This is a genomic window from Pseudoalteromonas sp. 3D05 (genome assembly GCF_002723455.1).
In the GTDB taxonomy this organism is placed as follows: domain Bacteria; phylum Pseudomonadota; class Gammaproteobacteria; order Enterobacterales; family Alteromonadaceae; genus Pseudoalteromonas.
Genome location: NZ_PDUS01000011.1, coordinates 27926 through 52776, shown reverse-complemented (window position 1 = coordinate 52776; position 24851 = coordinate 27926). Strand labels below are relative to the sequence as shown.

Annotated in this window: 24 protein-coding genes and 10 tRNA genes; 12 read left to right on the top strand and 22 right to left on the bottom strand. The window is 41.2% G+C overall.

The annotated features are described in order from the left end of the window. Window positions 1-27 precede the first annotated feature (27 nt). The 5 genes from lnt to miaB are packed head-to-tail and all read right to left on the bottom strand — an operon-like array spanning window position 28 to window position 5490. The gene (gene lnt, locus CSC79_RS12305) at window positions 28-1581 is read right to left on the bottom strand and encodes an apolipoprotein N-acyltransferase (protein WP_180270431.1); all 1554 of its coding nucleotides are present in this window, start codon (window positions 1579-1581) and stop codon (window positions 28-30) included. Continuing rightward, window positions 1562-2446 carry a CNNM family magnesium/cobalt transport protein CorC gene (gene corC, locus CSC79_RS12300; protein WP_099296061.1) on the bottom strand — a complete coding sequence of 295 codons (885 nt, stop codon included), beginning with the start codon at window positions 2444-2446 and terminating at the stop codon, window positions 1562-1564. The genes lnt and corC overlap by 20 nt, the downstream gene beginning before the upstream one ends. Window positions 2447-2468: 22 nt before the next feature. Further along, window positions 2469-2927 carry an rRNA maturation RNase YbeY gene (gene ybeY, locus CSC79_RS12295; protein ID WP_099296139.1) on the bottom strand — a complete coding sequence of 153 codons (459 nt, stop codon included), beginning with the start codon at window positions 2925-2927 and terminating at the stop codon, window positions 2469-2471. Window positions 2928-2931: 4 nt separating this feature from the next. Further along, window positions 2932-3993: a PhoH family protein gene (locus CSC79_RS12290; RefSeq protein WP_099296138.1), complete on the bottom strand. Its 1062-nt coding sequence runs from the start codon at window positions 3991-3993 to the stop codon at window positions 2932-2934. Between the two features lie 51 nt (window positions 3994-4044). Continuing rightward, window positions 4045-5490, bottom strand: coding sequence for a tRNA (N6-isopentenyl adenosine(37)-C2)-methylthiotransferase MiaB (gene miaB / locus CSC79_RS12285; protein WP_099296060.1), 1446 nt, complete (start codon window positions 5488-5490; stop codon window positions 4045-4047). A 271-nt stretch (window positions 5491-5761) separates the two neighbouring features. On the opposite strand from miaB, the gene CSC79_RS12280 reads away from it, so the two are divergent. Then, window positions 5762-6931 (top strand): FAD-dependent oxidoreductase, encoded by a 1170-nt coding sequence (locus CSC79_RS12280; protein WP_180270430.1) that lies wholly within the window; start codon window positions 5762-5764, stop codon window positions 6929-6931. Window positions 6932-7014: 83 nt separating this feature from the next. Here the strand turns inward: CSC79_RS12280 and CSC79_RS12275 are convergent, their stop codons facing one another. The 17 genes from CSC79_RS12275 to lolB all read right to left on the bottom strand — a co-directional run bounded on the left by CSC79_RS12275 (window position 7015) and on the right by lolB (window position 14427). Beyond that, window positions 7015-7410, bottom strand: a complete 396-nt coding sequence (locus CSC79_RS12275; RefSeq protein WP_099296058.1) for a hypothetical protein — start codon at window positions 7408-7410, stop codon at window positions 7015-7017. Window positions 7411-7731: 321 nt separating this feature from the next. Next, a tRNA-Gln gene (locus tag CSC79_RS12270) sits at window positions 7732-7806 on the bottom strand. A 39-nt stretch (window positions 7807-7845) separates the two neighbouring features. Beyond that, window positions 7846-7930 (bottom strand) — tRNA-Leu (locus CSC79_RS12265). 151 nt (window positions 7931-8081) lie between these two features. Then, a tRNA-Gln gene (locus CSC79_RS12260) sits at window positions 8082-8156 on the bottom strand. 39 nt (window positions 8157-8195) lie between these two features. Further along, window positions 8196-8280, bottom strand: a tRNA-Leu gene (locus CSC79_RS12255). A gap of 147 nt (window positions 8281-8427) precedes the next feature. Continuing rightward, window positions 8428-8502: transfer RNA gene (locus CSC79_RS12250), tRNA-Gln, on the bottom strand. A gap of 40 nt (window positions 8503-8542) precedes the next feature. Beyond that, a tRNA-Leu gene (locus CSC79_RS12245) sits at window positions 8543-8627 on the bottom strand. A 94-nt stretch (window positions 8628-8721) separates the two neighbouring features. Continuing rightward, a tRNA-Met gene (locus CSC79_RS12240) sits at window positions 8722-8798 on the bottom strand. Window positions 8799-8803: 5 nt separating this feature from the next. After that, a tRNA-Gln gene (locus CSC79_RS12235) sits at window positions 8804-8878 on the bottom strand. Window positions 8879-8917: 39 nt separating this feature from the next. Beyond that, window positions 8918-9002: transfer RNA gene (locus CSC79_RS12230), tRNA-Leu, on the bottom strand. A gap of 67 nt (window positions 9003-9069) precedes the next feature. After that, window positions 9070-9146: transfer RNA gene (locus CSC79_RS12225), tRNA-Met, on the bottom strand. A 277-nt stretch (window positions 9147-9423) separates the two neighbouring features. Further along, complete coding sequence (gene ychF, locus CSC79_RS12220) at window positions 9424-10515, bottom strand: redox-regulated ATPase YchF (protein ID WP_099296057.1); 1092 nt, start codon at window positions 10513-10515, stop codon at window positions 9424-9426. A 49-nt stretch (window positions 10516-10564) separates the two neighbouring features. Beyond that, window positions 10565-11149, bottom strand: a complete 585-nt coding sequence (gene pth, locus CSC79_RS12215) for an aminoacyl-tRNA hydrolase (protein ID WP_099296056.1) — start codon at window positions 11147-11149, stop codon at window positions 10565-10567. Between the two features lie 18 nt (window positions 11150-11167). Then, the gene (locus CSC79_RS12210) at window positions 11168-11782 is read right to left on the bottom strand and encodes a 50S ribosomal protein L25/general stress protein Ctc (protein ID WP_099296055.1); all 615 of its coding nucleotides are present in this window, start codon (window positions 11780-11782) and stop codon (window positions 11168-11170) included. Between the two features lie 150 nt (window positions 11783-11932). Continuing rightward, complete coding sequence (locus tag CSC79_RS12205; RefSeq protein ID WP_058560580.1) at window positions 11933-12880, bottom strand: ribose-phosphate pyrophosphokinase; 948 nt, start codon at window positions 12878-12880, stop codon at window positions 11933-11935. A gap of 76 nt (window positions 12881-12956) precedes the next feature. After that, window positions 12957-13838: a 4-(cytidine 5'-diphospho)-2-C-methyl-D-erythritol kinase gene (gene ispE, locus CSC79_RS12200; protein ID WP_099296054.1), complete on the bottom strand. Its 882-nt coding sequence runs from the start codon at window positions 13836-13838 to the stop codon at window positions 12957-12959. 1 nt (window position 13839) lies between these two features. Then, window positions 13840-14427 carry a lipoprotein insertase outer membrane protein LolB gene (lolB, locus tag CSC79_RS12195; RefSeq protein WP_099296053.1) on the bottom strand — a complete coding sequence of 196 codons (588 nt, stop codon included), beginning with the start codon at window positions 14425-14427 and terminating at the stop codon, window positions 13840-13842. Between the two features lie 82 nt (window positions 14428-14509). Between lolB and hemA the strand changes: the two genes are divergently transcribed. The 11 genes from hemA (at window position 14510) to CSC79_RS12140 (ending at window position 24821) form a co-directional block, all read left to right on the top strand. Next, entirely contained in the window at window positions 14510-15766 is a 1257-nt protein-coding gene (gene hemA, locus CSC79_RS12190) for a glutamyl-tRNA reductase (RefSeq protein ID WP_180270429.1), read from the top strand. Between the two features lie 7 nt (window positions 15767-15773). Continuing rightward, complete coding sequence (gene prfA, locus CSC79_RS12185) at window positions 15774-16859, top strand: peptide chain release factor 1 (RefSeq protein ID WP_099296051.1); 1086 nt, start codon at window positions 15774-15776, stop codon at window positions 16857-16859. A 2-nt stretch (window positions 16860-16861) separates the two neighbouring features. Then, window positions 16862-17704 carry a peptide chain release factor N(5)-glutamine methyltransferase gene (gene prmC, locus CSC79_RS12180; RefSeq protein WP_099296050.1) on the top strand — a complete coding sequence of 281 codons (843 nt, stop codon included), beginning with the start codon at window positions 16862-16864 and terminating at the stop codon, window positions 17702-17704. 48 nt (window positions 17705-17752) lie between these two features. Beyond that, entirely contained in the window at window positions 17753-19294 is a 1542-nt protein-coding gene (locus CSC79_RS12175) for a DUF3369 domain-containing protein (RefSeq protein WP_237114012.1), read from the top strand. Window positions 19295-19342: 48 nt separating this feature from the next. Further along, window positions 19343-19717, top strand: coding sequence for a SirB2 family protein (locus CSC79_RS12170; protein WP_099296049.1), 375 nt, complete (start codon window positions 19343-19345; stop codon window positions 19715-19717). A gap of 112 nt (window positions 19718-19829) precedes the next feature. Then, on the top strand, window positions 19830-20657 hold the full coding sequence (locus CSC79_RS12165) for a tetratricopeptide repeat protein (protein ID WP_099296048.1): 828 nt from the start codon (window positions 19830-19832) through the stop codon (window positions 20655-20657). Between the two features lie 15 nt (window positions 20658-20672). Continuing rightward, window positions 20673-21926 (top strand): DUF819 family protein, encoded by a 1254-nt coding sequence (locus tag CSC79_RS12160; protein WP_099296047.1) that lies wholly within the window; start codon window positions 20673-20675, stop codon window positions 21924-21926. A gap of 9 nt (window positions 21927-21935) precedes the next feature. Next, window positions 21936-22790 (top strand): 3-deoxy-8-phosphooctulonate synthase, encoded by an 855-nt coding sequence (kdsA, locus tag CSC79_RS12155; protein ID WP_099296046.1) that lies wholly within the window; start codon window positions 21936-21938, stop codon window positions 22788-22790. Window positions 22791-22907: 117 nt separating this feature from the next. After that, on the top strand, window positions 22908-23804 hold the full coding sequence (locus CSC79_RS12150) for a transcriptional regulator GcvA (RefSeq protein ID WP_087534247.1): 897 nt from the start codon (window positions 22908-22910) through the stop codon (window positions 23802-23804). 1 nt (window position 23805) lies between these two features. Continuing rightward, the gene (locus CSC79_RS12145; RefSeq protein ID WP_099296045.1) at window positions 23806-24435 is read left to right on the top strand and encodes an alpha/beta family hydrolase; all 630 of its coding nucleotides are present in this window, start codon (window positions 23806-23808) and stop codon (window positions 24433-24435) included. Window positions 24436-24452: 17 nt separating this feature from the next. Beyond that, complete coding sequence (locus tag CSC79_RS12140) at window positions 24453-24821, top strand: DUF423 domain-containing protein (RefSeq protein ID WP_180270428.1); 369 nt, start codon at window positions 24453-24455, stop codon at window positions 24819-24821. Window positions 24822-24851 lie beyond the last annotated feature (30 nt).

Genomic DNA, 24851 nt, shown 5'->3' with positions numbered 1-24851 from the left:
AGGTTGTCATTTATGGCAAACATTTACCTAGCGCCTAGAACCAATAACTATCCCCAAAATCCCCATCAACACCACTACAATCCACACCGGCCAATTACCATATTGACTATAGATACTATTTCCTTGAATAAGTTTAACATTGGCTTTTAATATGTCGGCTTTGAACTGTGGCATGCTAATTTGTGCTTGACTGATAGGGTCGTAAACACCACTGATACCGTTGTTTGTAACCCGTATTAGCGGGCGTTGTAATTCTAGGGCGCGCATGCGGGCCATTTGCATATGCTGGTGCGGACCATGTGAGTCACCAAACCAGGCGTCATTACTAACAGTAAACAAGATATCAGAGTCGCTGCGGTAGTTACCACGTACTAAATTAGCAAAAGCAATTTCGAAGCAAATAGCAGGGAGAATATTTAAGCCGTTGGCGCGTAAATTGTTTTGTACTTCATCACCACGTGAGAATGATGACATGGGCAAATCAAACAAAGGCGCGATTGGGCGCAGAATATCTTCAAACGGTACAAACTCACCAATAGGGAGTAATTGATGTTTTTGAAAGCGGTTTTTACCTAGGTATTGATAATGGCCGTGCTCATCGTTACGTTCTTTATTACCCAGCACTATCAAGGTGTTGAAGACCGTTTTGGTATCTAGTTGGTAGTCAACAATACCCGTAATAAGGGCAGTTTCATTAAATGAAGCTGCGCTATCAAGACCGACTAAAAAGCTGTCTGCAAGGGCTTCTATTTCAGGTACCGCAGCTTCTGGCCAAACGACTAAGTCAACATCCCAGTGCGGGCGTGTCATGTCCTGATACTTACTCATAGTGGTCCAAAATTCACTGGGTTCAAACCGTAAGTTTTGTTTGATGTTCCCTTGAACAAGCAAAGTGCTGATGGTTTTATCACTGTAATTAGTATTACGACTGTAGTGATTAATCCCAACTAGCACAGCAGCAAACAATGCTATGATGACTGATGTTTTAAACTCTCGCGTACATACTAGTCTATATAGGCCAAAGCCAATAGCAATACAGACTAATGTTAAGCCAAATTCACCAATGATGGGGGCCAGGTAATTAAGCGGGCTGTCGGTTTGAGTATAACCAAAACTGAGCCATGGGAAACCCGTTAAAACGACACCACGTAAATACTCAGTAATAGCAAAACCAGTTAACAATAATAAGCCATAGCTATTAAGACCGCTAGCAAAGCGTGTGGCAAACATAAAGGCAAGGGCGGGGTAAATAGCTAGATAGGCACATAACAGCACCATAAGGAGCACTGAAGCAACTAGCGGCATGCCACCGAATGTTGCAATAGACACATGTACCCAGCTAATACCGGCCCCAAACCAGCCTAGGCCAAAAATAAAACCATATTTTGCGGCTTGTTTACTGGGTTGCTTACCGTATTGCAGATTATGTGTGGTGTAAATTGCCAATAGCAGGCAAACAAAGGTCAGGGGCCAAATCCCGAAAGGAGCATAGCTTAAAGTTAAAAGAAGGCCCGCAACCAGTGCGAGCCATGCTTTTTTATCTTTTGCTAAATGTAGGCAATTAGTCAGTATTGTCTTCACTGTCGCTATCATCAGCCTTAGGTACGGTAACCTGTAGTTGCAATAGACGACGGCTATCTGCATTGGTTACTTTAAATTGTAGGCCATCAATTTCGATGGTTTCTCCGCGTCCTGGCATATGGCCAAACGCGTGCAACACAGTGCCACCGATAGTGTCTGCTTCTTGTGTGCTATAGCCTGTTTTAAACTTTTCGTTAAAGTCATCAACGGGGGTTAGCGCCTGCACTACATAAACATGTTTGGCAAGTTGACGAATATCTTGTTGCTCTTCTTCTTCGTCATGCTCGTCTTCAATTTCACCTACGATGATTTCTAAGATGTCTTCGATGGTGACTAAACCCGATACACCACCATACTCATCAATCACAATCGCCATGTGATAGCGCTGTTGACGAAATTCATTCAGTAATGTGTCAACGCGTTTACTCTCAGGCACCACAACAGCTGGGCGTAAGTAATCGCGCAAAGACGGAAGTTGGTCGTCTTTATTTAATATTAACGGCAGTAAATCCTTCGCTAGCAAAATTCCTTCAACATGGTCTTTGTCTTCACACACCACAGGGAATCGTGAATGGGTAGAGTCAACCATCATAGGAATTAACTCTTCTAGCTTTGCATCAACCTCAAGTGTGATCATTTGTGAGCGCGGGATCATGATATCGCGCACTTTAAGCTCAGATACACCAAGCACACCTTCAATCATTTCTTTGGTTTCAGGGTCTATGACATCCCGTTCTTGCGCATCGGCAATTACTTCAACCAGCTCTTCTCTATTCTGGGGTTCCCCTTGCAACATTTGGGTAATTTTACCCAACCAGTTCTTGCTAGAAGAACCCTGGCTAGTCTGCGAGTTATCGTCGCTCATTGCGTCTATCTGCTCCGTTTGTTTAAATATCGTCCCGATATGGGTCTGCTATACCTAGATCAGCAAGTAACTGCTTTTCTATGCTTTCCATTTCATTCGCATCTTCTTCCTTTATATGGTCAAATCCGAGTAAATGCAAGCATCCGTGGATCACCATATGGGCAAAGTGGTCGTGAAAGGTCTTTTCTTGTTCATTTGCTTCAGCTAAAACAATCGCTGGACAAATGATTAAATCACCTACAAGTGGAAGTTCAATTCCCGGTGGCGCTTCAAACTCAAATGAAAGAACGTTTGTAGGTTTGTTCTTACCACGGTAATCATTATTAAGTTGCTGGCTTTGTTCTTCATCAGCGATAACGATGGTGAGCTCAGATTCATCACGGTACTGACTTAATACTTTATTAGCCCAAACAGCAAATTTCTCAAGGCTAGGTAAGTTGTCAAACTCGCACGCAATTTGTAAATCAAGTTCTGTTGTCAAAGGTTTACTCATTATTATCAGTGGCTGCTTGTTCAGCATTTGCTAGCAGATCTTTAGCGCGTTGTTTTTCGGCGCGTTTAATGCGGTCCGCTTCATCGTTACGCTCGTAAGCTTCCACAATGCGGGCAACAACTGGGTGGCGAACAACGTCGTGCGATTGGAAAAAATTAAAACTAACTTCTTCAACATCACTGAGTACTTCGATTGCATGGCGAAGACCAGAGCGAGCACCACGTGGTAAATCGACTTGAGTGATATCACCGGTTATAACTGCTTTAGAATTAAAACCGATACGTGTTAAGAACATTTTCATTTGTTCTACAGTTGTATTTTGGCTTTCATCTAAAATAATAAAGGCGTCGTTAAGCGTACGTCCACGCATAAAAGCAAGTGGCGCTACTTCAATAACATTTTGCTCTAGCAGCTTTTCAACCTTCTCGAAACCCAGCATCTCGAATAAAGCATCATATAAAGGCCGTAAGTATGGGTCAATTTTTTGGCTTAAGTCGCCAGGTAAGAAACCTAATCTCTCACCTGCTTCAACAGCAGGGCGTGTAAGCAGTATGCGGCGTATTTCTTGGCGCTCTAAGGCATCAACCGCTGCTGCAACTGCTAGGTAGGTTTTACCTGTGCCAGCGGGTCCAATACCAAAGGTAATATCATGGCGAAAAATATTTGATACGTAATGACCTTGGTTATCGTTGCGGGGTTTAATTACGCCACGACGAGTTTTAATCACCACTTCTTTGCCGTATTCGCTAAGTTCGTCTTGTTCAAGGGCAGTTGATTCAGAAATTGCCAAGTGAACGGTATTAGGTTCAATTTCTTTAACCACACCACGCACAGGTTGCGTTTCAACATACAAATCTTTGACGATTTCCATTGCAGCAAAAGCACTGGTGGTTTTACCTGTTATTTTAAAGTAGTTATCGCGATGAGTGATTTCGACGCCTAAACGGCGTTCGATCTGTTTGATATTCTCATCAAACGGTCCGCATAAAGATGTGAGGCGTTTATTGTCGGAGGGTTCTAAATAAATCTCTAATTTTTTTAACTGATTACTCAAAATGGCTTCCTGTTGTGGTGTGCCAGCTATTGCTGGCACTGTCATTGTCGCCTAAGGAACGAATGTAGTAACACCGATTTCATTGGGTGTTGCTTGAGGTTCAGGCTGCGCTGCTTTACTAAGAATGTCAGCAGGAGCGATATCACGGCGTAAATTCATTTCTGATTCTGTACGAATCAAGTCACCACGTAAAGAATTAGGCAGTGCTTCTGTTATACGTACATCAACAAATTGACCGATCACATTGTGTGGCCCTACAAAGTTCACTACGCGGTTATTTTCAGTACGACCTCGCAATTCCATCGGGTTTTTCTTTGATGGACCTTCAACGAGTATACGTTGTTCGGTATCAAACATTTGGCGACTGATTTGCTGTGCCATTTGCGTAATACGATTTTGTAATAAGTATAAACGCTCTTTTTTCTCTTGCTCAGAAACATCATCAGGTAAGTCAGCGGCAGGCGTACCAGGGCGTGCGCTATAGATAAAGCTGAAGCTCATATCAAAACCAATATCATTGATAAGGTTCATGGTTGCTTCAAAGTCAGCGTTGCTTTCACCTGGGAAACCAATGATGAAGTCAGACGACATGCTTAAGTTCGGGCGAATTTTACGTAATTTACGAATAGTTGATTTGTATTCAAGTGCTGTATGGCCGCGCTTCATTAAGTTTAAAATACGGTCAGAACCACTTTGTACTGGTAGGTGTAAGTGATCAACAAGCTCAGGTACATCTGCATAAGCGTCAATAATATCGGGTGTAAATTCTACTGGGTGAGATGTGGTATAACGAATACGGTCAATACCATCAATCGCTGCTACATAACGGATTAAATCTGAGAAGTAACAAATTTCGCCATCGTAAGTCTCGCCGCGGTAGGCGTTAACGTTCTGGCCAAGTAGGTTTACTTCACGTACGCCTTGCTCTGCAAGCTGAGCAACTTCAAGTAATACATCATCTAGTGGGCGGCTTACTTCTTCACCACGTGTATAAGGTACCACGCAGAAAGTACAGTATTTAGAACAGCCTTCCATAATTGATACAAATGCACTTGGGCCTTCAGCTTTTGGCTCCGGTAGGCGGTCGAACTTTTCAATCTCAGGGAATGAAATATCAACTACAGAGCTGCCTTTATTGCCTTGCACTTGCTTGATCATCTCAGGCAAACGGTGCAAAGTTTGTGGGCCAAAAATGACATCAACAAAAGGAGCACGTTGACGAATAGAGTCACCTTCTTGAGAGGCAACACAGCCACCAACACCAATAATCAAGTCAGGTTTGTCATCTTTTAATAATTTCCAACGACCCAGTTGATGAAACACTTTTTCTTGTGCTTTTTCACGAATTGAACACGTATTGAGTAGAATGACATCTGCTTCACCAGCTTCTTCAGTTAACTGATAGCCGTTGGTTGCATCGAGGAGATCCGCCATTTTCTGAGAGTCGTACTCATTCATCTGACAACCCCAAGTTTTAATATGCAGCTTTTTACTCATTGAAATATAGCCTCGTTTTCAATTCGGTAGTGGCACAAAAATGTGCTAGAAACAGGAGTTAAGTAATATGAGCATTTAAATGCCCGTTAACTTAAAGGACGCGTATTTTATCTGGATACCCGCCCAGATCCAAGTATAGATTTGATCTTTGTGATTTGAAATCAAACAAACTGCGCAATAGTGCGTTTGAGCATTAAAGCAACTCGCATTTTTTCAACTAAGTACGCTACAATCAACGCCATAGTTAGTGACCTAAGTTGTGATCAAAAATATGCAAAAAAACAAAGTTATCGTTGTCGGTGGCGGCATGGTCGGCGCCGCAATGGCAGTAAAGTTAGCACAGCAAGGTTGTGATGTTCGTGTTATAGAGCAACGACCTATTAACGCTGAGCAAGTATTGCAAAGCGAGACTATCGATATACGCGTATCAGCTATCAATCGTTTTTCTGAAAAGTTACTTGATGAGCTTGGTGCAATGCCATTGTTACGAGCATCACGCTTGGCTCCATATCAACAGCTAGAAGCGTTTGAACGTGCTGGGGATAACCTTCTTTTTGACTGTAATGATATTAACACCTCGCACTTAGGTCACTTAATCGAAAATAAACTAATTCAAGCCAGTTTATGGCAGCAATTTAAACAACATAATATCGATGTGCTCACCATCAAATCGCCTATTTGTGCTATTGAACAGACAGCGCAAGATATTAGCTTAATCTATGGTGAAGAGCGTTATAGTGCCAATTTAGTGATTGCAGCAGACGGTGGTCAGTCGCAATTGCGCGCAAAAGCAAATATTGGGGTAACAGGTTGGCAATACCAACAACATTGTATGGGCGTATTAATTAAAATGGATGCCCCACAACAAATTAAAACATGGCAACAGTTTAAACCTTCAGGCCCTGTAGCATTTTTACCTATGCAGGCACCTTATGCCAACTTAATTTGGTATGACGACGCAGCTAAGTTACAAAATTTAAATAAATTAACCAAAGAACAGTTAAAACAACAAATAATTGAAAACTTTAAACCGCTAGCTGGTGATTTTGAAATTGTTAATCAAGCGGTCTTTCCACTTGCTCGTCAACACGCTAATAAATACTCAGCAGGGCGTTTGGTGTTAGTTGGAGATGCTGCACATACAATAAATCCTCTCGCTGGGCAGGGAGTCAATCTAGGCTTTCAAGATGTAGCAGCGCTTAGCGATATTTTAGCATCGGTAGATGACATTGGTAACGAAAGTCATCTCAAACATTATGAGCAAACGCGTCGTAAAGCAAATTTACTGATGATGAGTATGATGGATGCATGCTATTTTGGTTTTTCTAATCAGCTAACCCCTTTACAGTGGGCGCGTAATCGTTTTTTAAAAATAGCCAATAGCACTGGACCTATAAAGAACTGGGTACTGAAATACGCGATTAGTGGAACGTTGGATTAGTTTATTCTGGCGATCACTAAATTTGCAGCACTGCACTAATAACAAGTGCCAATTGAGGGCACTTGTTATTATCGTAATAAAACTTAGTTCCACATACCTGAGCGCGAATACATGTACTCAGCGGTTGCACACCAATTAACATCTTCCCATGTAAAATCAGTATAGTAAATTTTATCAACGCATGCCGTCATTGAACTTTCAACTTTATAAACGTCAACAATACAAGTGGTGCCATTACAGTTAGTTGAACGGTCATAAGTGCCATTAAAAACCCACTCTACGTTAGAAACTGCTTTCGATGTATTAATTTTGAACACTACTTTTGGATCAAAGTTAGGATTACTTTCACCACCAAAACATCTGTTTTGAGAGTAATTGTCATATGCCATGGTGTCTACATAACACGATACTGAATTTGCAAACACGTTTGTTGAAAACACACTCGCAAATAAAGCTACGACTAAATATATTTTTTTCATAGTAATTGTCCTTATTAGAATTTAAATCGCTCTTAATTTGAGCAATTTAAATGCTACCACTAATTTCACAAAAGTAAACACAATATTAACATGCTGTTAATACATTTACCTTAAATAGGGCTTTCCATATGGTAAGGAAAAATTTCCATGCGACTATGTATTGTAGTTGTGTGTACATGTGGCCTTTATTGCAAGGGGGTTATAGTGTGTAAGGTTGCTCTGGGAAAGTAATAAAATATACGAATGAAAGAATTAAATAGGCAGAGTAAAGAATAGTATAATTTATTCGCTGTTCTTTATTAAATAGGCGGGTTAAGAAATTGGCTGGGATACCAGGATTTGAACCTGGGAATGCCAGGATCAAAACCTGGTGCCTTACCGCTTGGCGATATCCCAACTCTAAATTTGGATGAGTTTTAGTTCTAGGTAAGAACATGGTGCGGAAGGAGAGACTTGAACTCTCACATCCTAAGATACTGGAACCTAAATCCAGCGCGTCTACCAATTCCGCCACTCCCGCAGTTCTTTAGATACAGATTTTATTGTTTTGGAACTTAAATCCAGCGTCTAATTAAGACAACTACCAATTCCGCCACTCCCGCATCAAAGGGGTTGCTTTTTATACTCATAGCGAGAGTTATTCTTTAACAACATTCTTTGGTAGAAGAAGTTGGCTGGGATACCAGGATTTGAACCTGGGAATGCCAGGATCAAAACCTGGTGCCTTACCGCTTGGCGATATCCCAACTAAGAATTATTTGATAGTTTAGTTCTTATCAAGAACATGGTGCGGAAGGAGAGACTTGAACTCTCACATCCTAAGATACTGGAACCTAAATCCAGCGCGTCTACCAATTCCGCCACTCCCGCAGTGTTTTATTAATGCAGATTATTGCTTTGGAACCTAAATCCAGCGTCTAATCAAGACAACTGCCAATTCCGCCACTCCCGCATATAATTTTATGTTTAAACTCCTAACAGAGTTTTCTTAATACAACATTCTTTGGTAGAAGAAGTTGGCTGGGATACCAGGATTTGAACCTGGGAATGCCAGGATCAAAACCTGGTGCCTTACCGCTTGGCGATATCCCAACTAAGAATTGTTTAATACTTTTAGTTCTTATCAAGAACATGGTGCGGAAGGAGAGACTTGAACTCTCACATCCTAAGATACTGGAACCTAAATCCAGCGCGTCTACCAATTCCGCCACTCCCGCATTATCACTTTGAATTAATCAAAGAAATGGTAATTATTTTAAACTCTTCATTGAGTGCAATTTAACTCTTGCAGAGCCACTTCAAAAAAAGAAATGGTGGCTAAGACGGGATTTGAACCTGTGACCCCATCATTATGAGTGATGTGCTCTAACCAGCTGAGCTACTTAGCCATTGTTGGCTGGGATACCAGGATTTGAACCTGGGAATGCCAGGATCAAAACCTGGTGCCTTACCGCTTGGCGATATCCCAACAGAAAACAATTGATAATTTTAATTCTTATCAAGAATATGGTGCGGAAGGAGAGACTTGAACTCTCACATCCTAAGATACTGGAACCTAAATCCAGCGCGTCTACCAATTCCGCCACTCCCGCATTTCAAATTTTGATAAATCAAAATTGAAGTAGTTATTTTAAACTCTTCATTGAGTACAAAAAAGAATGGTGGCTAAGACGGGATTTGAACCTGTGACCCCATCATTATGAGTGATGTGCTCTAACCAGCTGAGCTACTTAGCCATCTTTTTTGTTAGCACTTCATCGCTGAGTGCGGGGCGTATTATGCTGATATGACCCAAATCCGTCAACACCTTTTTTGCAAAAAAACACTTATCAGGGTTTGTTTGCAGGAAAATTAAGCTAAGCGGCTATTTTTTATTAAAAATGGTGTTTTTTTAACAAGTCTGAAAGCAAAAATCTTCGCGTTACTATTATTCGATAATAGCACAAAAACAAAAAAGGCTCGTAAATACGAGCCTTTAAAATCATTGCCACACTTTATATGGCGAAATAATAACTATACGTTGAACAAGAAGTTCATTACATCGCCATCTTTAACGATATATTCTTTGCCTTCTTGGCGCATTTTACCTGCTTCTTTTGCACCACTTTCACCTTTAAAGGCAATATAGTCATCATAAGCAATCGTTTGTGCACGGATAAAGCCACGTTCAAAGTCAGTATGTATCTTACCAGCTGCTTGTGGTGCAGTAGCACCAACAGGAATAGTCCACGCACGAACTTCTTTTACACCCGCTGTAAAATAAGTTTGTAAATGAAGTAATTCATAGCCACCGCGGATAACGAGGTTAAGACCAGGCTCTTCTAAACCCAGATCAGCCATAAACTCAAGTTTATCTTCATCATCAAGCTCTGAAAGCTCAGATTCAATTGCTGCACATACAGGAACAACAACGGCGTCTTCTGCAGCTGCAATTTCACGTACACGGTCAAGGAATGGGTTATTCTCAAAACCGTCTTCAGCTACGTTAGCAATATACATAGTTGGCTTGATAGTTAAAAAGTTGATAGAAGCAATGGCTGCTTTTTCTTCTTTAGTTAGTTCTAAAGAACGTAAAGTTAAGCCTTCATCAAGGTGTACTTTTACTTTTTCAAGTACAGCATTCTGTTCTTTCGCGTCTTTATCGCCGCCTTTGGCTTTTTTAGCGTTACGGAATAAGGCTTTTTCAGCACTGTCCATATCAGCCAGCACAAGTTCAGTGTTAATTACGTCGATATCGTCAGCTGGATCAATAGTACCTGCAACGTGGATGACGTTTTCGTCTTCAAAGCAACGTACAACATGGCCAATTGCATCCGTTTCACGAATATTTGCTAGGAATTGGTTACCTAGGCCTTCACCTTTTGATGCGCCTTTTACCAATCCTGCAATATCAACAAATTCCATACTAGTTGGAAGAATACGCTGAGGATTAACTATTTTAGCAAGTTCGTCTAAGCGAGCGTCAGGAACCGGAACCACACCCGTGTTTGGTTCGATGGTACAAAAAGGGAAGTTAGCGGCTTCAATGCCCGCTTTGGTTAATGCATTAAATAGAGTAGATTTACCAACATTTGGCAAACCAACGATACCACATTTAAAACCCATAGTAAGATACCTTGTTTAGATCCGTTCAACCGATTTAATAACTATGTTACTAGGGTTTAAACGAATGAAGTCTGTTTTGTGCTTTTAACACACCGTCTTTTGCAAGTATTTCCATACAACGAACTGCTTCATCTACAGCTGCATCCATTTTTTCTTGGTCTGCTTTGGCTGCTTTTCCAAGCACCCAACCGGTGACCATTTCACGATGTCCTGGATGACCGATACCAACGCGTAAACGCATAAAATCTTTTTGATTTGCCATTTTTGCAATAATGTCTTTTAAACCATTATGACCGCCATGTCCGCCGCCTTTTTTTAATTTAGCAACGCCCGGGTCTAAATCCATTTCATCATGTGCAACTAAGATGTTTTCAATAGGGATTTTGAAAAAATTGGCTAAACTACTGACCGCTTTACCACTCAAATTCATATAGGTGGTGGGGATCAATAATTTGAATTCTTGGCCTTGAATAATCACTTTGCCTGTTAGGCCGTGATATTTAGGATCGTGTTTAAGCGTACAGTTGTAGCGTGCTGCGAGTTGCTCGATGAACCAAGCACCTGCATTGTGGCGTGTGTTTGCGTATTCGGGGCCTGGATTAGCCAGGCCCACAAGCATTTGAATAGAATTCAAGGTGCAAGACCTTAAATATTATTCTGCAGCGTCTGAAGCTTCGTCTTCAGCTGGAGCTGCTTTGTTAGCTTTAACAGTAACTACTGACTGATCATGGCCTTCGCCTTTAGCAAGTTCAACTGATTGAACGCCAGCAGGAAGTTTAAGCTCAGAAAGGTGGATTGAATCACCAGCTACTAGGTCAGAAACGTTAACTTCAACGAATTCTGGAAGTGCTTTTGGAAGACATGTGATTTCAACTTCAGTTAACTGGTGAACAACAGTAGCACCAAGTTTAGTTACTTTATCTTCGCCGATGAAGTGAAGAGGAACTTTAGTATGAAGTTTATGAGTAGCGTCAACACGTTGGAAATCAAGGTGAGTAAGCTTAGGCTTGAAAGGGTGACGTTGGATATCTTTTAAGATAGCTTCAACAGACTCGCCGCCAATGTTAAGCGTAAGAATGTGAGTGTAAAAACCTTCGCTTTCTTGTGCTTTGATCATATCTTTATGAGCAAGAGTAAGCGCTACTGCTTCTTTTTCTGCACCGTAAAGGATTGCAGGTACTTTGTCTTCGCGACGTAGGCGGCGGCTCGCACCAGTACCAGTTTCTACGCGAAGTTCAGCGTCATAAGTGTAAGTTGTATCAGACATAATGTCTCCAATAATTTAAAAGTGTAGGGCCTTTGCGACCAAGGTCCCTAGCCAAAAGGCGCGCTATCATACCACCACCTATTGACAAAAGAAACACAGGGTAAAAAAAAAGCGCCAAATAGGCGCTTCAATCACGATAAAGTATCGATATTAATGTTCAAACATCGCAGAAATTGACTCTTCGTTACTAATACGACGAATCGTTTCAGCAAGCATATCTGCCAGTGTAAGCACTTTGATTTTTTCAATCGACTTTAATTCATCAGATAACGGAATCGAATCGGTAACAATTACTTCGTCAATCACTGAGTTACGGATGTTCTCTGCTGCTGCACCAGATAAAACTGGGTGCGTTGCATAAGCAAAAACACGTTTAGCACCATGCTCTTTTAATGCTTCAGCCGCTTTACATAAAGTACCGCCGGTGTCGATCATGTCATCGACAATGATACAGTCACGGCCTTCAACATCACCAATGATATGCATTACTTGAGAAACGTTTGCTTGTGGGCGGCGTTTATCGATAATTGCAAGGTCAGTGTCGTTAAGTAGTTTTGCAATAGCGCGGGCACGAACTACACCACCAATATCAGGAGATACAACAACAACATCATCAAACTGACGTTCCTTCATATCTTCTAATAAAACTGGGCTACCAAATACGTTATCCACTGGCACATCAAAGAAGCCTTGAATTTGCTCTGCGTGTAAGTCAACCGTTAGAACACGATCAACGCCGACACTTGATAGGAAGTCAGCAACAACTTTTGCGGTAATTGGCACACGCGCAGAACGTACACGACGGTCTTGACGAGAATAACCAAAATAAGGAATGACGGCTGTAATACGACCTGCAGACGCACGACGTAATGCATCAACCATAACGATTAACTCCATTAAGTTATCGTTAGTAGGGGCACAGGTTGATTGCACAATAAAAACGTCCGAGCCACGAACATTTTCATTAATTTGAACACTGATCTCACCGTCGCTAAAACGGCCAACAACAGCATCGCCAACTTCAATATATAAACGTTTTGCAACTTTTTGAGCTAACTCAGGTGTTGCGTTACCAGCGAAGAGCTTCATGTCAGGCACGGTAGGGTTCCTCAGGCACTGAAATTTGGGACTAACAAACGAGGCAAAAGCGCCATTTGTTAACTTAAATTGTATTTTACTTGTACGTTACTTCATTGCTTAAATGAATAGCGTTCAACTGCGTATGGGCAGGAGAGATATTAACGCTACTGGCAATAAAACCATTCCAATCACTCGGAAGATTTTCAAGAACATGAAGTGCCTCTGTTTGCGATGCAAATTCAACAAAACAACATGAGCCTGTGCCAGTCATCTTAGACGGGGCGTATTTTAGCAACCACTGGAGGGTTTTTTCAACCTCAGGACAGAGCTTTTTAACTAATGGCTCACAATCGTTGCGCAAAATTTGGTGTTGCCAGTGACCATTAAGCTTGGGTGTATCGCGCGTTAAATCGGGGTGAGTAAAAATTTTAGCGGTACTTATATGTTCACTTGGGTGAACAACGCAATACCATTTTTGTTCAAGCTCAACATCACTAAGCTTCTCACCAATCCCTTGCGCTAGTGCACTTTTACCGTTTATAAACACGGGCACATCAGCACCTAGTTCAATGCCAAGGAGGGCGAGTTCTTTTAAAGTGAGGCCGCAACCCCATAATTTATTGAGCCCTAAAAGTGTTGTTGCGGCATCCGATGAACCTCCGCCCACACCTCCACCCATAGGCAAAATTTTAGTTAAATTTATTTTTGCGCCTAGGCTGGTTTTTGTATGCTTTTGCAGTAATACAGCAGCTTTGTAGATCAAATTTTCTGTCAAAGGGATGCTATTTGTATCACCGGTTAACTCAATGCTGGGAGTATTTAGCCGAGTAAACGCTAAGTTGTCACCATAATCCAAGAAGGTAAATAGAGTTTCAAGCTCATGGTATCCATCATCACGACGGCCATTTATGTGTAAAAACAGGTTGAGTTTTGCAGGTGCAATAAGTGAAAATTGAGGGGCAGAATCTAACTTCATATTAATTAAAATACCATCGGTAAAGTTGAATTTTAAGTCTAATTTTTTCGTGCTTTAGTGTTAGCTTTTTTGGTAGCCAAAATCCAGCATATTGCTGATAGTCGCCATAGGTAATATCCCATTTTTGACCGTTATTTGATTGCCACGTAACGGTTTTGGCGCGATCTAATTCATCAACACGCAATGAATCGTTAGTGACCGTCCCTTTTAGCCAGTTATCGGCATCTTCAATCGGGATAGTAAACCCAGTTAACCGTTGAAGCAAACGAGAAGCACTTGCATCTTGATATGTTTCATCGTCAAATTCGAGTTTTGCACTGTGTGCGTCATGTTCTAATTCGAGTATTCGAATCCCCATAAATGTTGTTAGTACTAATTGATTCAAATCATCTTGCTGTTGCCAGTTTAAGTTTGCAGACTGGCGCTCATCAGGACTAATAAACGCAAGTTTACCTTCAACTTGCCATGTCTTTTGTGCAGATAACTTTGTCTTCCAGTCATCATAAAGACGGGTTTGAGGGTCAATTCGATGCGCACAACCACTTAAAAATAAAAAAAATGTGAGTAAAATCAAATATAGTCGAATCAAATGTCGTTCCTTACTTTCCATATTCCGTTGATTTTTGATAAAATTATGCCTTTCGAGCATCGCTTAGCAATATTTGGCACATATGACCATAGTAGCACTGGGTATAAATCATAAAACCGCATCTGTAGAACTGCGTGAGAAAGTCGCTTTTTCACCAGAACAACTTTCAGAAGCCTTACAGCAATTGAGTGATCATGATCAATTCAATGAGGCTGTTATTGTTTCAACCTGTAACCGTACTGAAATCTATTGTAGCCTTGCCCAGCAAAATTCCCAAATACTGTTGCAATGGTTAGCCAGTTTCCATGGTTTAGATGAACAAGAACTGAGCAATAATATTTATTGCCACCAAGATAACGAAGCTATAAACCATTTGATGCGAGTTTCTTGTGGTTTAGATTCGCTTGTTTTAGGTGAGCCACAAATACTTGGCCAAATAAAGCAGGCTTATAATAGTGCAAAAAACCACAACTCTGTTGATGTGGTATTCGACCGTTTATTTCAAAAAACGTTTTCAGTGGCAAAACAAGTGCGCACTGAAACTGATATTGGAGCAAGCGCTGTATCGGTTGCATATGCCGCAGTTAACTTAGCAAAGCACATATACGGTAAACTTGATAAAACCAAAGTATTACTTATCGGTGCTGGTGAAACTATTGAGCTGGTTGCCAAACATTTATACCAAAATGATCCACAACAAATTACGGTTGCTAATCGGACTATTGAGCGTGCGCGAGCTTTAGCGCAAGACGTATCCGCAGATGTCATTGCGCTAGCACAGTTACCAGAACGTTTGCATCATGCTGATATTGTAATTAGCTCCACCGCCAGTACGTTGCCTATCATTGGTAAAGGTGTGGTAGAACAAGCGCTTAAACAACGCCGCAATAAGCCAATGCTATTTATAGATATTGCGGTTCCTCGGGATATTGAAAGCCAAGTAGGGGAGCTTGAAGCCGCCTATTTATATTCCGTTGATGACTTACAAGCCATTGTGAGCGAGAATATCGCATCACGCGAGCAAGCCGCAGAAGAAGCACAAGATATTATTACACATCGCAGTGCTGAGTTTGCAATGTGGATGCGTTCACTTGATTCTGTCGATCTAATTCGCAGTTATCGTCAAGATGTACATGATATAAAGTCTGAGCTGGTTGATAAGGCTATTAGCCAATTAACAATCGGAAAAGACGCAGAAAAAGTAATATTAGAGCTGGCCAACAAATTAACCAACCGTTTAATGCACGCGCCTACCCGTGCAATTCAAGATGCGGCGAAAAAAGGTGAAGTTGACCAGTTAAGCCAATTAAAGAAAATGTTAGGTATTGATCAGGAATAACAGTTACATGAAAGAGTCCGTTTATCGTAAATTAGAAACCTTAGTTGAGCGTTACGAAGAAGTGCAAGCGCTACTAAGTGACCCCTCTGTTATCAGCGATCAAAATCGCTTTCGTGCTCTTTCAAAAGAATACTCAGAGCTTGAAGAAATAGTAAAAGCATTTTTATCGTACCAACAGTCACAAGACGATGTTGCAACCGCTGAAGAAATGCTAAAAGATTCAGATCCTGATATGCGTGAAATGGCGCAAGAAGAATATAAAGAAGCAAAATCACAGATTCAAATTATTGAAGATCAAATTCAAGTATTAATGCTACCAAAAGACCCGCGTGATAATAATAACGTGTTTCTTGAAGTGCGTGCGGGTACTGGTGGTGATGAGGCGGCTATTTTTGCGGGTGATTTATTCCGTATGTATACCCGCTATGCTGAGACGAAAAAGTGGAAAGTGGAAGTGGTTAGCACCAACGAAGGTGAACACGGCGGCTTTAAAGAAGTCATTGCTAATATCAGTGGTGAAGGTGTTTACGGCCAACTTAAATTTGAATCAGGTGCGCACCGCGTACAACGTGTGCCAGAAACTGAATCTCAAGGGCGTGTTCACACATCTGCCTGTACAGTCGCGGTAATGGCTGAAATTCCTGAAGCTGAAGCAATTGAAATCAATACAGCAGATATCAAAGTTGATACGTTTCGTGCATCAGGCGCCGGTGGTCAGCACGTTAACAAAACTGACTCAGCGATTCGTATCACGCACATTCCAACAGGTGTCGTGGTAGAGTGTCAGGATGAACGCTCGCAGCATAAAAACCGTGCCAAAGCGATGTCAGTACTTGCTGCACGCTTACAACAAGCAGAAGATGAAAAGCGCCATGCGGCAGAAGCTTCGGAGCGTCGTAACTTAGTTGGTAGCGGTGACCGTTCAGAGCGTATTCGTACTTATAATTACCCGCAAGGGCGTATTACTGATCATCGTATTAACTTAACTCTTTATCGTTTAAATGAAGTGGTAGCTGGTGACTTAGGCTGTGTGGTTGAGCCACTAATGCAAGAACACCAAGCTGATTTACTCGCTGCGATGGGCGATGAATAACGGTGACTGACACGGTTGAATCGGCAATACACAGTGCTACTTTGCTTTTGCAAAATAGCACTGACAGCGCCAAGCTGGATGCCCAAGTATTACTGCTTGAGGTATTAAACAAACCCCGTAGCTATTTATTTAGTTGGCCTGAAAAGCAACTTACGGCGGAACAACAACAGTTGTTTAATAGTTATTGTCAGCGTCGCTTAAGTGGTGAGCCCGTCGCGCATATCACCGGCACGCGAGAGTTTTGGAGTTTACCACTGCAAGTAAACCCTACAACCCTTATTCCTCGCCCTGATACCGAAACCTTAGTGGAAACGGCGCTAGAATTACCTCTTTGTGATAATGCCAGTGTACTTGACCTTGGTACCGGCACTGGTGCAATAGCGCTTGCATTAGCTTCAGAAAAACCCCATTGGCAAATAACAGGGGTTGACCGCGTAGCGCAAGCAATTGCATTATCTACATTGAATAAACAAAGACTAGGCTTAGAACAAGTTAACTTTTTACAAAGTAATTGGTTTAGCAAAGTTGAAAATCAAAAGTTTGATCTAATTGTGAGTAATCCACCTTATATTGAACATGATGATGAGCACTTGGCCCAAGGCGACGTTCGTTTTGAGCCACTTTCAGCTCTGGTAGCAGAAGATGATGGTATGGCTGATATAAAGCATATTATTACTCAGGCAAAGGATTATTTAGTGCCTAATGGTTATCTTTTGATTGAGCATGGTTTTGAACAAAGTATTAAAGTGCATCGTTTTTTTGCACAAATGGCATATATAAATATACTTACTGTTAAAGATTTAGCATATAACGATCGTGTAACATTCGCCCAGTGGCCAAAATAACCAAAACAGCACTGTGAGAATCTATGCAAATGGCCAAAAGGACCGAGTATGATGGATGATTTTTTGTTTTCAGATGAAGCGCAGGAAGAAGTGAGTGAAGTTGTTCGCGGCACATGGAAAGTAATAATTGTTGATGACGAACCAGAAGTACATGCCGTGACAAAGTTGGCACTGAGTGACTTCGAGTTTCAAGAAAAGCATTTGGAATTTATAAGTGCTTATTCAGGTGCTGAGGCAAAAAAAATTATTGATGCTAATCCCGATGCAGCCATTGTATTACTTGACGTGGTAATGGAAACAGATGATGCCGGTCTTAAAGTCGCGCAATACATCAGAGAGACAGCCAAAAACAATCATATCAGAATTATCTTACGTACCGGCCAGCCAGGCCAGGCGCCAGAAAGGCAAGTCATCGTTAATTACGACATAAACGACTATAAATCTAAAACAGAACTAACGGCGCAAAAATTATTTACTGTGGTGATGTCGAGTCTGCGTTCATACCGCGATATCTTGTCTATTGAACAGTCCCGCCAAGGGCTAGAAAAAATAATAAAAGCGTCACGTGATATTTTCGCCGCACACTCTTTAGAGAGTTTTATTGAAGGGGTGATGCAGCAGTTAACGTCCTTATTAGGAACCGTTGATAAAGCCATGTATGCAACAAGTTTGGTTGCGAGCAATCCTGAGGATAACCAAAAGAAATTAGTCGTTTTTTCTGGTAGTGGCGATTTTGAACGCAGTGAAGGTAAAGCAATTGAAGAAGTGCTTGATAGTGAGCAGTTACTAGCTTGCAAAAAGGCGCTACAAGATAAAACAATCGTTTATAGAGATAATTACCTGTTTGCCTATTGCTGTAGTGAGTACAATCATAATTCAATGTTGTTTATTTCAGGCATACCGCAATACCTAACAGACACCCAACGCCACTTAATCGAAATCTTTTCACAAAATGTTCAGTTAGCCTACGAAAATGTGCAGCTTCAAGCAGAAATTGAAGCAACACAGCAAGAGCTTGTGTTTAGGTTAAGTGAAGCACTTGAGCAACGCTCTACAGAGACTGGCAACCATGTAAAACGCGTATCCCATATTTGTAACTTATTAGCATTAAAGTATGGACTATCAAAACGTGATGCTGAATTGATTCGATTAGCCTCACCCTTGCATGATGTCGGTAAAGTGGGAATTCCAGACGCTATTTTGAATAAACCAGGCAAACTTAATAGCGAAGAATGGGAAATAATGAAGACCCACACGCAAAAGGGAAATAAAATACTCGAAGGTTCAAAGCGTGATATCGTAACAGCAGGCGCTGAAATTGCTCGCGACCATCATGAGAAGTGGGATGGTACTGGCTACCCCGAAGGAATTTCAGGTGAGCGTATTCATATTTTTGGCCGTATAGTGGCGCTAGCTGATGTTTATGATGCATTACGCCATAAGCGATGCTACAAAGAAGCATGGTCAATCGAGGATGTTACTAATGAAATTAACGCACAAAAAGGTAAACATTTTGAGCCTAAATTAGTGGATGTATTTAACGATCACATTGACGATTTAGAAAAAATTCTCGCGCTATACCCAGATTAAGTAAAATTATTTAAAACGTTATTTTTAAAAAAGTTAAGATAGGACAACATGGATTATTTAGCAGTAAAACACACACATATGGCGATTGCTGTATTAAGTATTATTTTATTTTATGTACGTTCGTTTTCGCGCATGGGCAGTGGCGTAATTGCGAAAAATAAAGTGGTTTTTATTGGCAGCCATGCCACTGATACATTTTTGTTAATCTCTGCTATTGCTGTTATGGCCATGGCAAAAATTAACCCACTTGAACAAATGTGGTTACTCGAAAAAATTATTTTAGTGGTTGCCTATATTGCACTTGGCATTGTTGCGAGCAAACAAAAAACAATGGCAGTTAAAGTGGGCTTTTTAGTTGTAACAACCGCTGTTATCGCTTTAATAGGTAAGCTTGCAGTAACCAAGACCCCTTTGATCCTCTAATATTGTCGCTCAAAGGTAAATCTTCATACCCTTGAGCGATATTCCCGTTGGTAACTGATTTAAAAACTAGGTAAACTAGCTGCTCGTTTTAATAAAAGATGTTGTAGTATTGATGACCGCTCCTTGGTTTGAAGATGAAAATGAGACCTATCAAAATGAACCTTACGATGAATTTGCTCCTGATCCACTATACCGCTGCATAAGTGCCGAGGCTAAATGGGATACACAAGCTAAGATAAGCGAAAGTTTTGCAACGCTCAGTGAGTTTGAAAACTTAGTTATGCAAGTTTGTCAGCAACAAGAAGATATTCATGAGCGATTAGATACCTTAATAGACATGTTCTACACTCAATGGATGTTTAGCGTCTCTAGCTTAAAAGTCCCTGAATACACACTAAATAGTTTCAGTTATACATTGTCAATGCGCAGTGGTTCTCCTACCACATTGGGTATTTTATTATGCCATCTTTTATGCCACGCTAATTACGACGCCAGTGTGTGTATTTCTAACAGTGATGTAAATGTTCATATCGCTATTAGTGATGAAGAGGGCTATGTTTTAGAGCCCAGCAGTGGACAGCAAAGTTGGTATATTATTCCTGAGAATGCAAGTGAAGAAAATGGTGATGAGCAAGAGCCATTAGAGCTGATTTATGGGGATGATGTTTATAAACTTTACTTAGCTCAGCAAAAGTGGGCATTTATAAGTGAAAATAAATTTGGTCATGCATTAACCTGTGTTGAGTTGTTGATGGATTTACTAGGCGACGATCCTTACGAGCGCAGAGACCGCGGATACCTTCTGAATCAATTAGATTGTCCTAAAATGGCCAGAGATGACCTACAATTTTTTATTGATGAATGTCCAGATGATCCGGCAATTGAGATTATTCAGCACCAAATAGAAGAACTCGAAGATAATAATAAAACTCACCACTAAATTTAAGGAATCAACATGGCTGACACCCATACTGCATTGATCACCAATGACGCCGTAGTATTTGGCTTATTGGCGATAATACTTGGTTTTATTTTTAAAACATCCCACAGTGAAAACAGTACACTAAAGAAGTTTTACAAATATGTCCCAGCATTATTGCTTTGCTACTTTTTACCTTCACTACTTAATACTTTTGGTATTGTTGACGGTCACTCATCGAACGTTTACTACGTTGCATCACGTTATTTACTACCTGCATGTTTAATTTTATTAACAATCAGTATTGATTTGCGAGCTATTATCAACCTTGGGCCCAAAGCACTGATAATGTTTTTAACAGGCACAGTGGGTATCGTTATCGGTGGGCCCTTAGCAATACTTGTGATGAGCGCTGTGTATCCTGAAGCAGTAGGTGGCCACGGCCCTGATGCTGTATGGCGTGGTATGACAACTATTGCTGGAAGCTGGATTGGCGGTGGTGCAAACCAAGCGTCAATGAAAGAAATGTTCGAAGTGGGTGGTGATATTTTCTCTGCCATGGTCACTGTTGACGTGATTGTCGCCAATTTGTGGATGGCGGTACTACTGCTTATGGCTGCCAATCACAAAGCAATAGATGCTAAAACAGGTGCTGATACCAGTGCCATTGAAGATTTAAAACAGCGTGTAGAAAAATACCATGCCGAACATGCCCGCATGCCTACACTGAATGATTATATGACAATCATTGCCATTGCATTTGGAATAACAGGGCTTGCCCATTTTTGTGCTGACTTTTTAGGGCCATTCTTTGGCGCAAACTTCCCGTGGGCACAAGAGTACAGTTTAAATAGCAAATTTTTCTGGTTGATTGTTATCTCAACGACCATAGGCATAAGCTTGTCCTTTACTAAAGTACGCCATATTGAATCATTTGGTGCATCTAAAGTGGCCTCGAGCTTTTTATATATTCTCGTAGCATCGATTGGCCTACATATGAATATTACAGCTATTCTTGAATCACCTATGTATTTTGTTATCGGCTTAATTTGGATGTTAACTCATGCTAGTTTGATGTTGATAGTCGCCAAAATTATAAAAGCGCCACTGTTTTACATGGCAGTAGGCTCACAAGCGAATGTAGGCGGCGCGGCATCAGCCCCTGTCGTTGCATCGGCATTTCATCCATCACTTGCGCCAGTAGGTGTATTATTAGCGGTTATGGGTTACGGTGTGGGCACTTATATGGCTTATATTTGTGGATTAATGATGCAAGCAGTTGCACCTTAAGGACTAACGATGAACAATCATTTAATTAAAATTAACAACATTGAACTTGCAAACGACAAACCGTTTGTGTTGTTCGGTGGTATGAACGTATTAGAGTCGCGTGATTTAGCAATGCGCATTGCTGAGCATTATGTAGAAGTGACCAGCAAGCTTAATATACCGTATGTATTTAAAGCGTCTTTTGATAAAGCAAATCGCTCGTCAATTAACTCTTATCGTGGTCCAGGTATGGAAGAAGGGTTAAAGATTTTTGAGGAAATTAAAAACACCTTTAACGTACCTTTGATCACAGATGTGCATGAGCCGCATCAAGCTGCTCCCGTTGCTGAGGTTGTTGATGTTATACAGCTACCAGCATTCTTAGCTCGACAAACAGACCTTGTTGTTGCAATGGCAAAAACAGGTGCTGTGATCAACGTTAAAAAACCACAGTTTTTAGCCCCGCATGAAATGCGCCATATCATTACTAAGTTTAATGAGGCTGGCAATAAGAATGTTGCACTTTGTGAGCGTGGTTCTAGCTTTGGTTATAACAACCTGGTTGTAGATATGCTCGGCATGGATGACATGAAGCCAATGGCTCCTGTTATCTTTGATGCGACTCATGCATTACAACGTCCTGGTGGTCGCTCAGATTCTGCTGATGGACGTCGCGCGCAAGCCGCTGAACTTGCACGCAGCGGCATGGCATTAGGGCTTGCTGGGTTATTTATTGAAGCTCACCCTAATCCTAATGAAGCAAAGTGCGATGGACCTTGTGCCCTTGCACTGAGTAAATTAGAAGGCTACTTGAGCCAAATGAAAGCGGTTGATGATTTGATTAAAAGCTTTGCACCACTGGATACCAGTGCTAGCGATTTATAATATTAAATAATATTTAAAAAGCGGCTTATGTCGCTTTTTTTATGTCTCGAATATACACATCCTTGGCATGGGTATATAATCCACTCATAAGAAAAACTAATTCTATGAGTGGTTAATATGTCTCGTCGCGTCCCGCCATTAAATGCCCTTAAAGCATTTGAAGCAGCTGCTCGCCATTTGAGCTTCACCAAAGCTGCCGAAGAGCTTTATGTCACACAGGCCGCAGTGAGTCATCAAATAAAAACACTTGAAGAACACCTTGGTTTAAAGCTGTTTTTGCGTAAAAACCGCTCATTGTTATTGACCGAGGAAGGACAGGGTTACTTTTTAGATATAAAAGAAATCTTTACCCAGTTGATTGATGCCACAGAAAAGCTGCTAGCGCGAGGGGCGAAAGGTTCACTAACGGTAAGCCTAACGCCAAGTTTTGCAATTCAATGGTTAGTGCCCAGGCTTAGTTTATTTAATGAGTTACATCCTGAGATTGATGTACGAATAAAGGCGCAAGATCAAGACGAAAACTCACTCTCTGATGATGTTGATGTGGCTATTTATTATGGTCGTGGTCATTGGAGTGGGGTGCAAACACATAAACTACACACCGAATACCTTGTACCCTTGTGTAGCCCTATGCTGCTAACAGGACCTAAGCCCCTTGATCAACCAAGCGATTTAGCTAATCACACATTGTTGCATGATACTACGCGAAAAAACTGGAAAACCTGGATGAAAACCGCCGGTGTGCGTAATGTACAAGTGAATCAGGGCCCTATTTTTAGCCACTCTTCTATGGTGCTCCAAGCTGCGGTACATGGTCAAGGTGTTGCAATTGGTAACAGTGTTTTAGCAAAACCAGATATTGACGCCGGACGTTTGGTGATCCCCTTTAGCCATAGTTTAGAAAGTAAAAATGCCTACTACTTGGTTAACCGTGAATCACAATCAGAGCTGGGTAAAATAGTGTCCTTCAAAGAGTGGATGCTTGATTTAGTCGAGCAAGAACAAGAGTTTTAAAATGACAATACAATGGATAAAAGCAAAAAAACCTGCCCACGCCCAGTTTATTTTTGCTCATGGTGCAGGTGCAGGCAGTGACTCTGAATTTATGCAACAGATGGCAAACTTGCTAGCCGAGCAAGGTATTAATGTCGGGCTTTTTGATTTTGAATATATGCAAATCGCCAAACAAACGAATAAGCGCAGACCGCCTGAACGGGCCCCTAAATTACTGGCTTATTTTGCCCACGTAATTGAACAAACAGAGCCAACACTGCCATTATTTATTGGTGGGAAGTCAATGGGTGGAAGAATGGCCAGCATGCTTGCGTGTGAAACAGATAAAAAGATTAACGGTGTGTTGGCTTTTGGCTATCCATTTCATCCGCCGGGTAAGCCCGAGAAGTTACGCATTGATCATTTCGGCGATATTCCATGTCCATTTATGGTGCTCCAAGGTGAGCGGGACACATTTGGTACGCGTGAAGAGTTAGAAGCGCTGAAGCTTGCAAAGCGTCCTGAGTTTATGTGGTTAGCTGATGGTGATCATTCTTTGAAACCACGCAAAAAAAGTGGTGTTACACTTGAGCAGAATTTACAAGTGGCAGCTGATCGCGCAAGTAAATTTATTAAGCAGTATTGTTTGTAGAACCAAAGGAGAGCGCTATGATCAAACTATTTCTCATGGCTGGTAGCTTGTTTTGTATGTTATCTGTGGTGCTAGGCGCATTTGCTGCTCACGGATTAAAAAGCCGAGTATCTGAATATGCTCTCGGCGTATTTAAAACCGCTGCTGAGTATCAAATGGTCCATGGCCTTGCGCTTATTGCAGTGGCTATTTTGATAAAGTGGGGCTTAAATTTAACCGCCGCTGGTTTGCTTTTTATTGCGGGTACCTTACTTTTTAGTGGGAGTTTATATTTACTCGCGATAACAGGCTGGAAGTGGCTAGGGCCGATTACACCTTTAGGCGGACTGTGCTTTATTGTGGGTTGGTTGGTTATTTTAGCGCAAGTTGCACGGTTTAAATTTTAATAAAGAATATCGCGCAGAAAGCGCAATTTA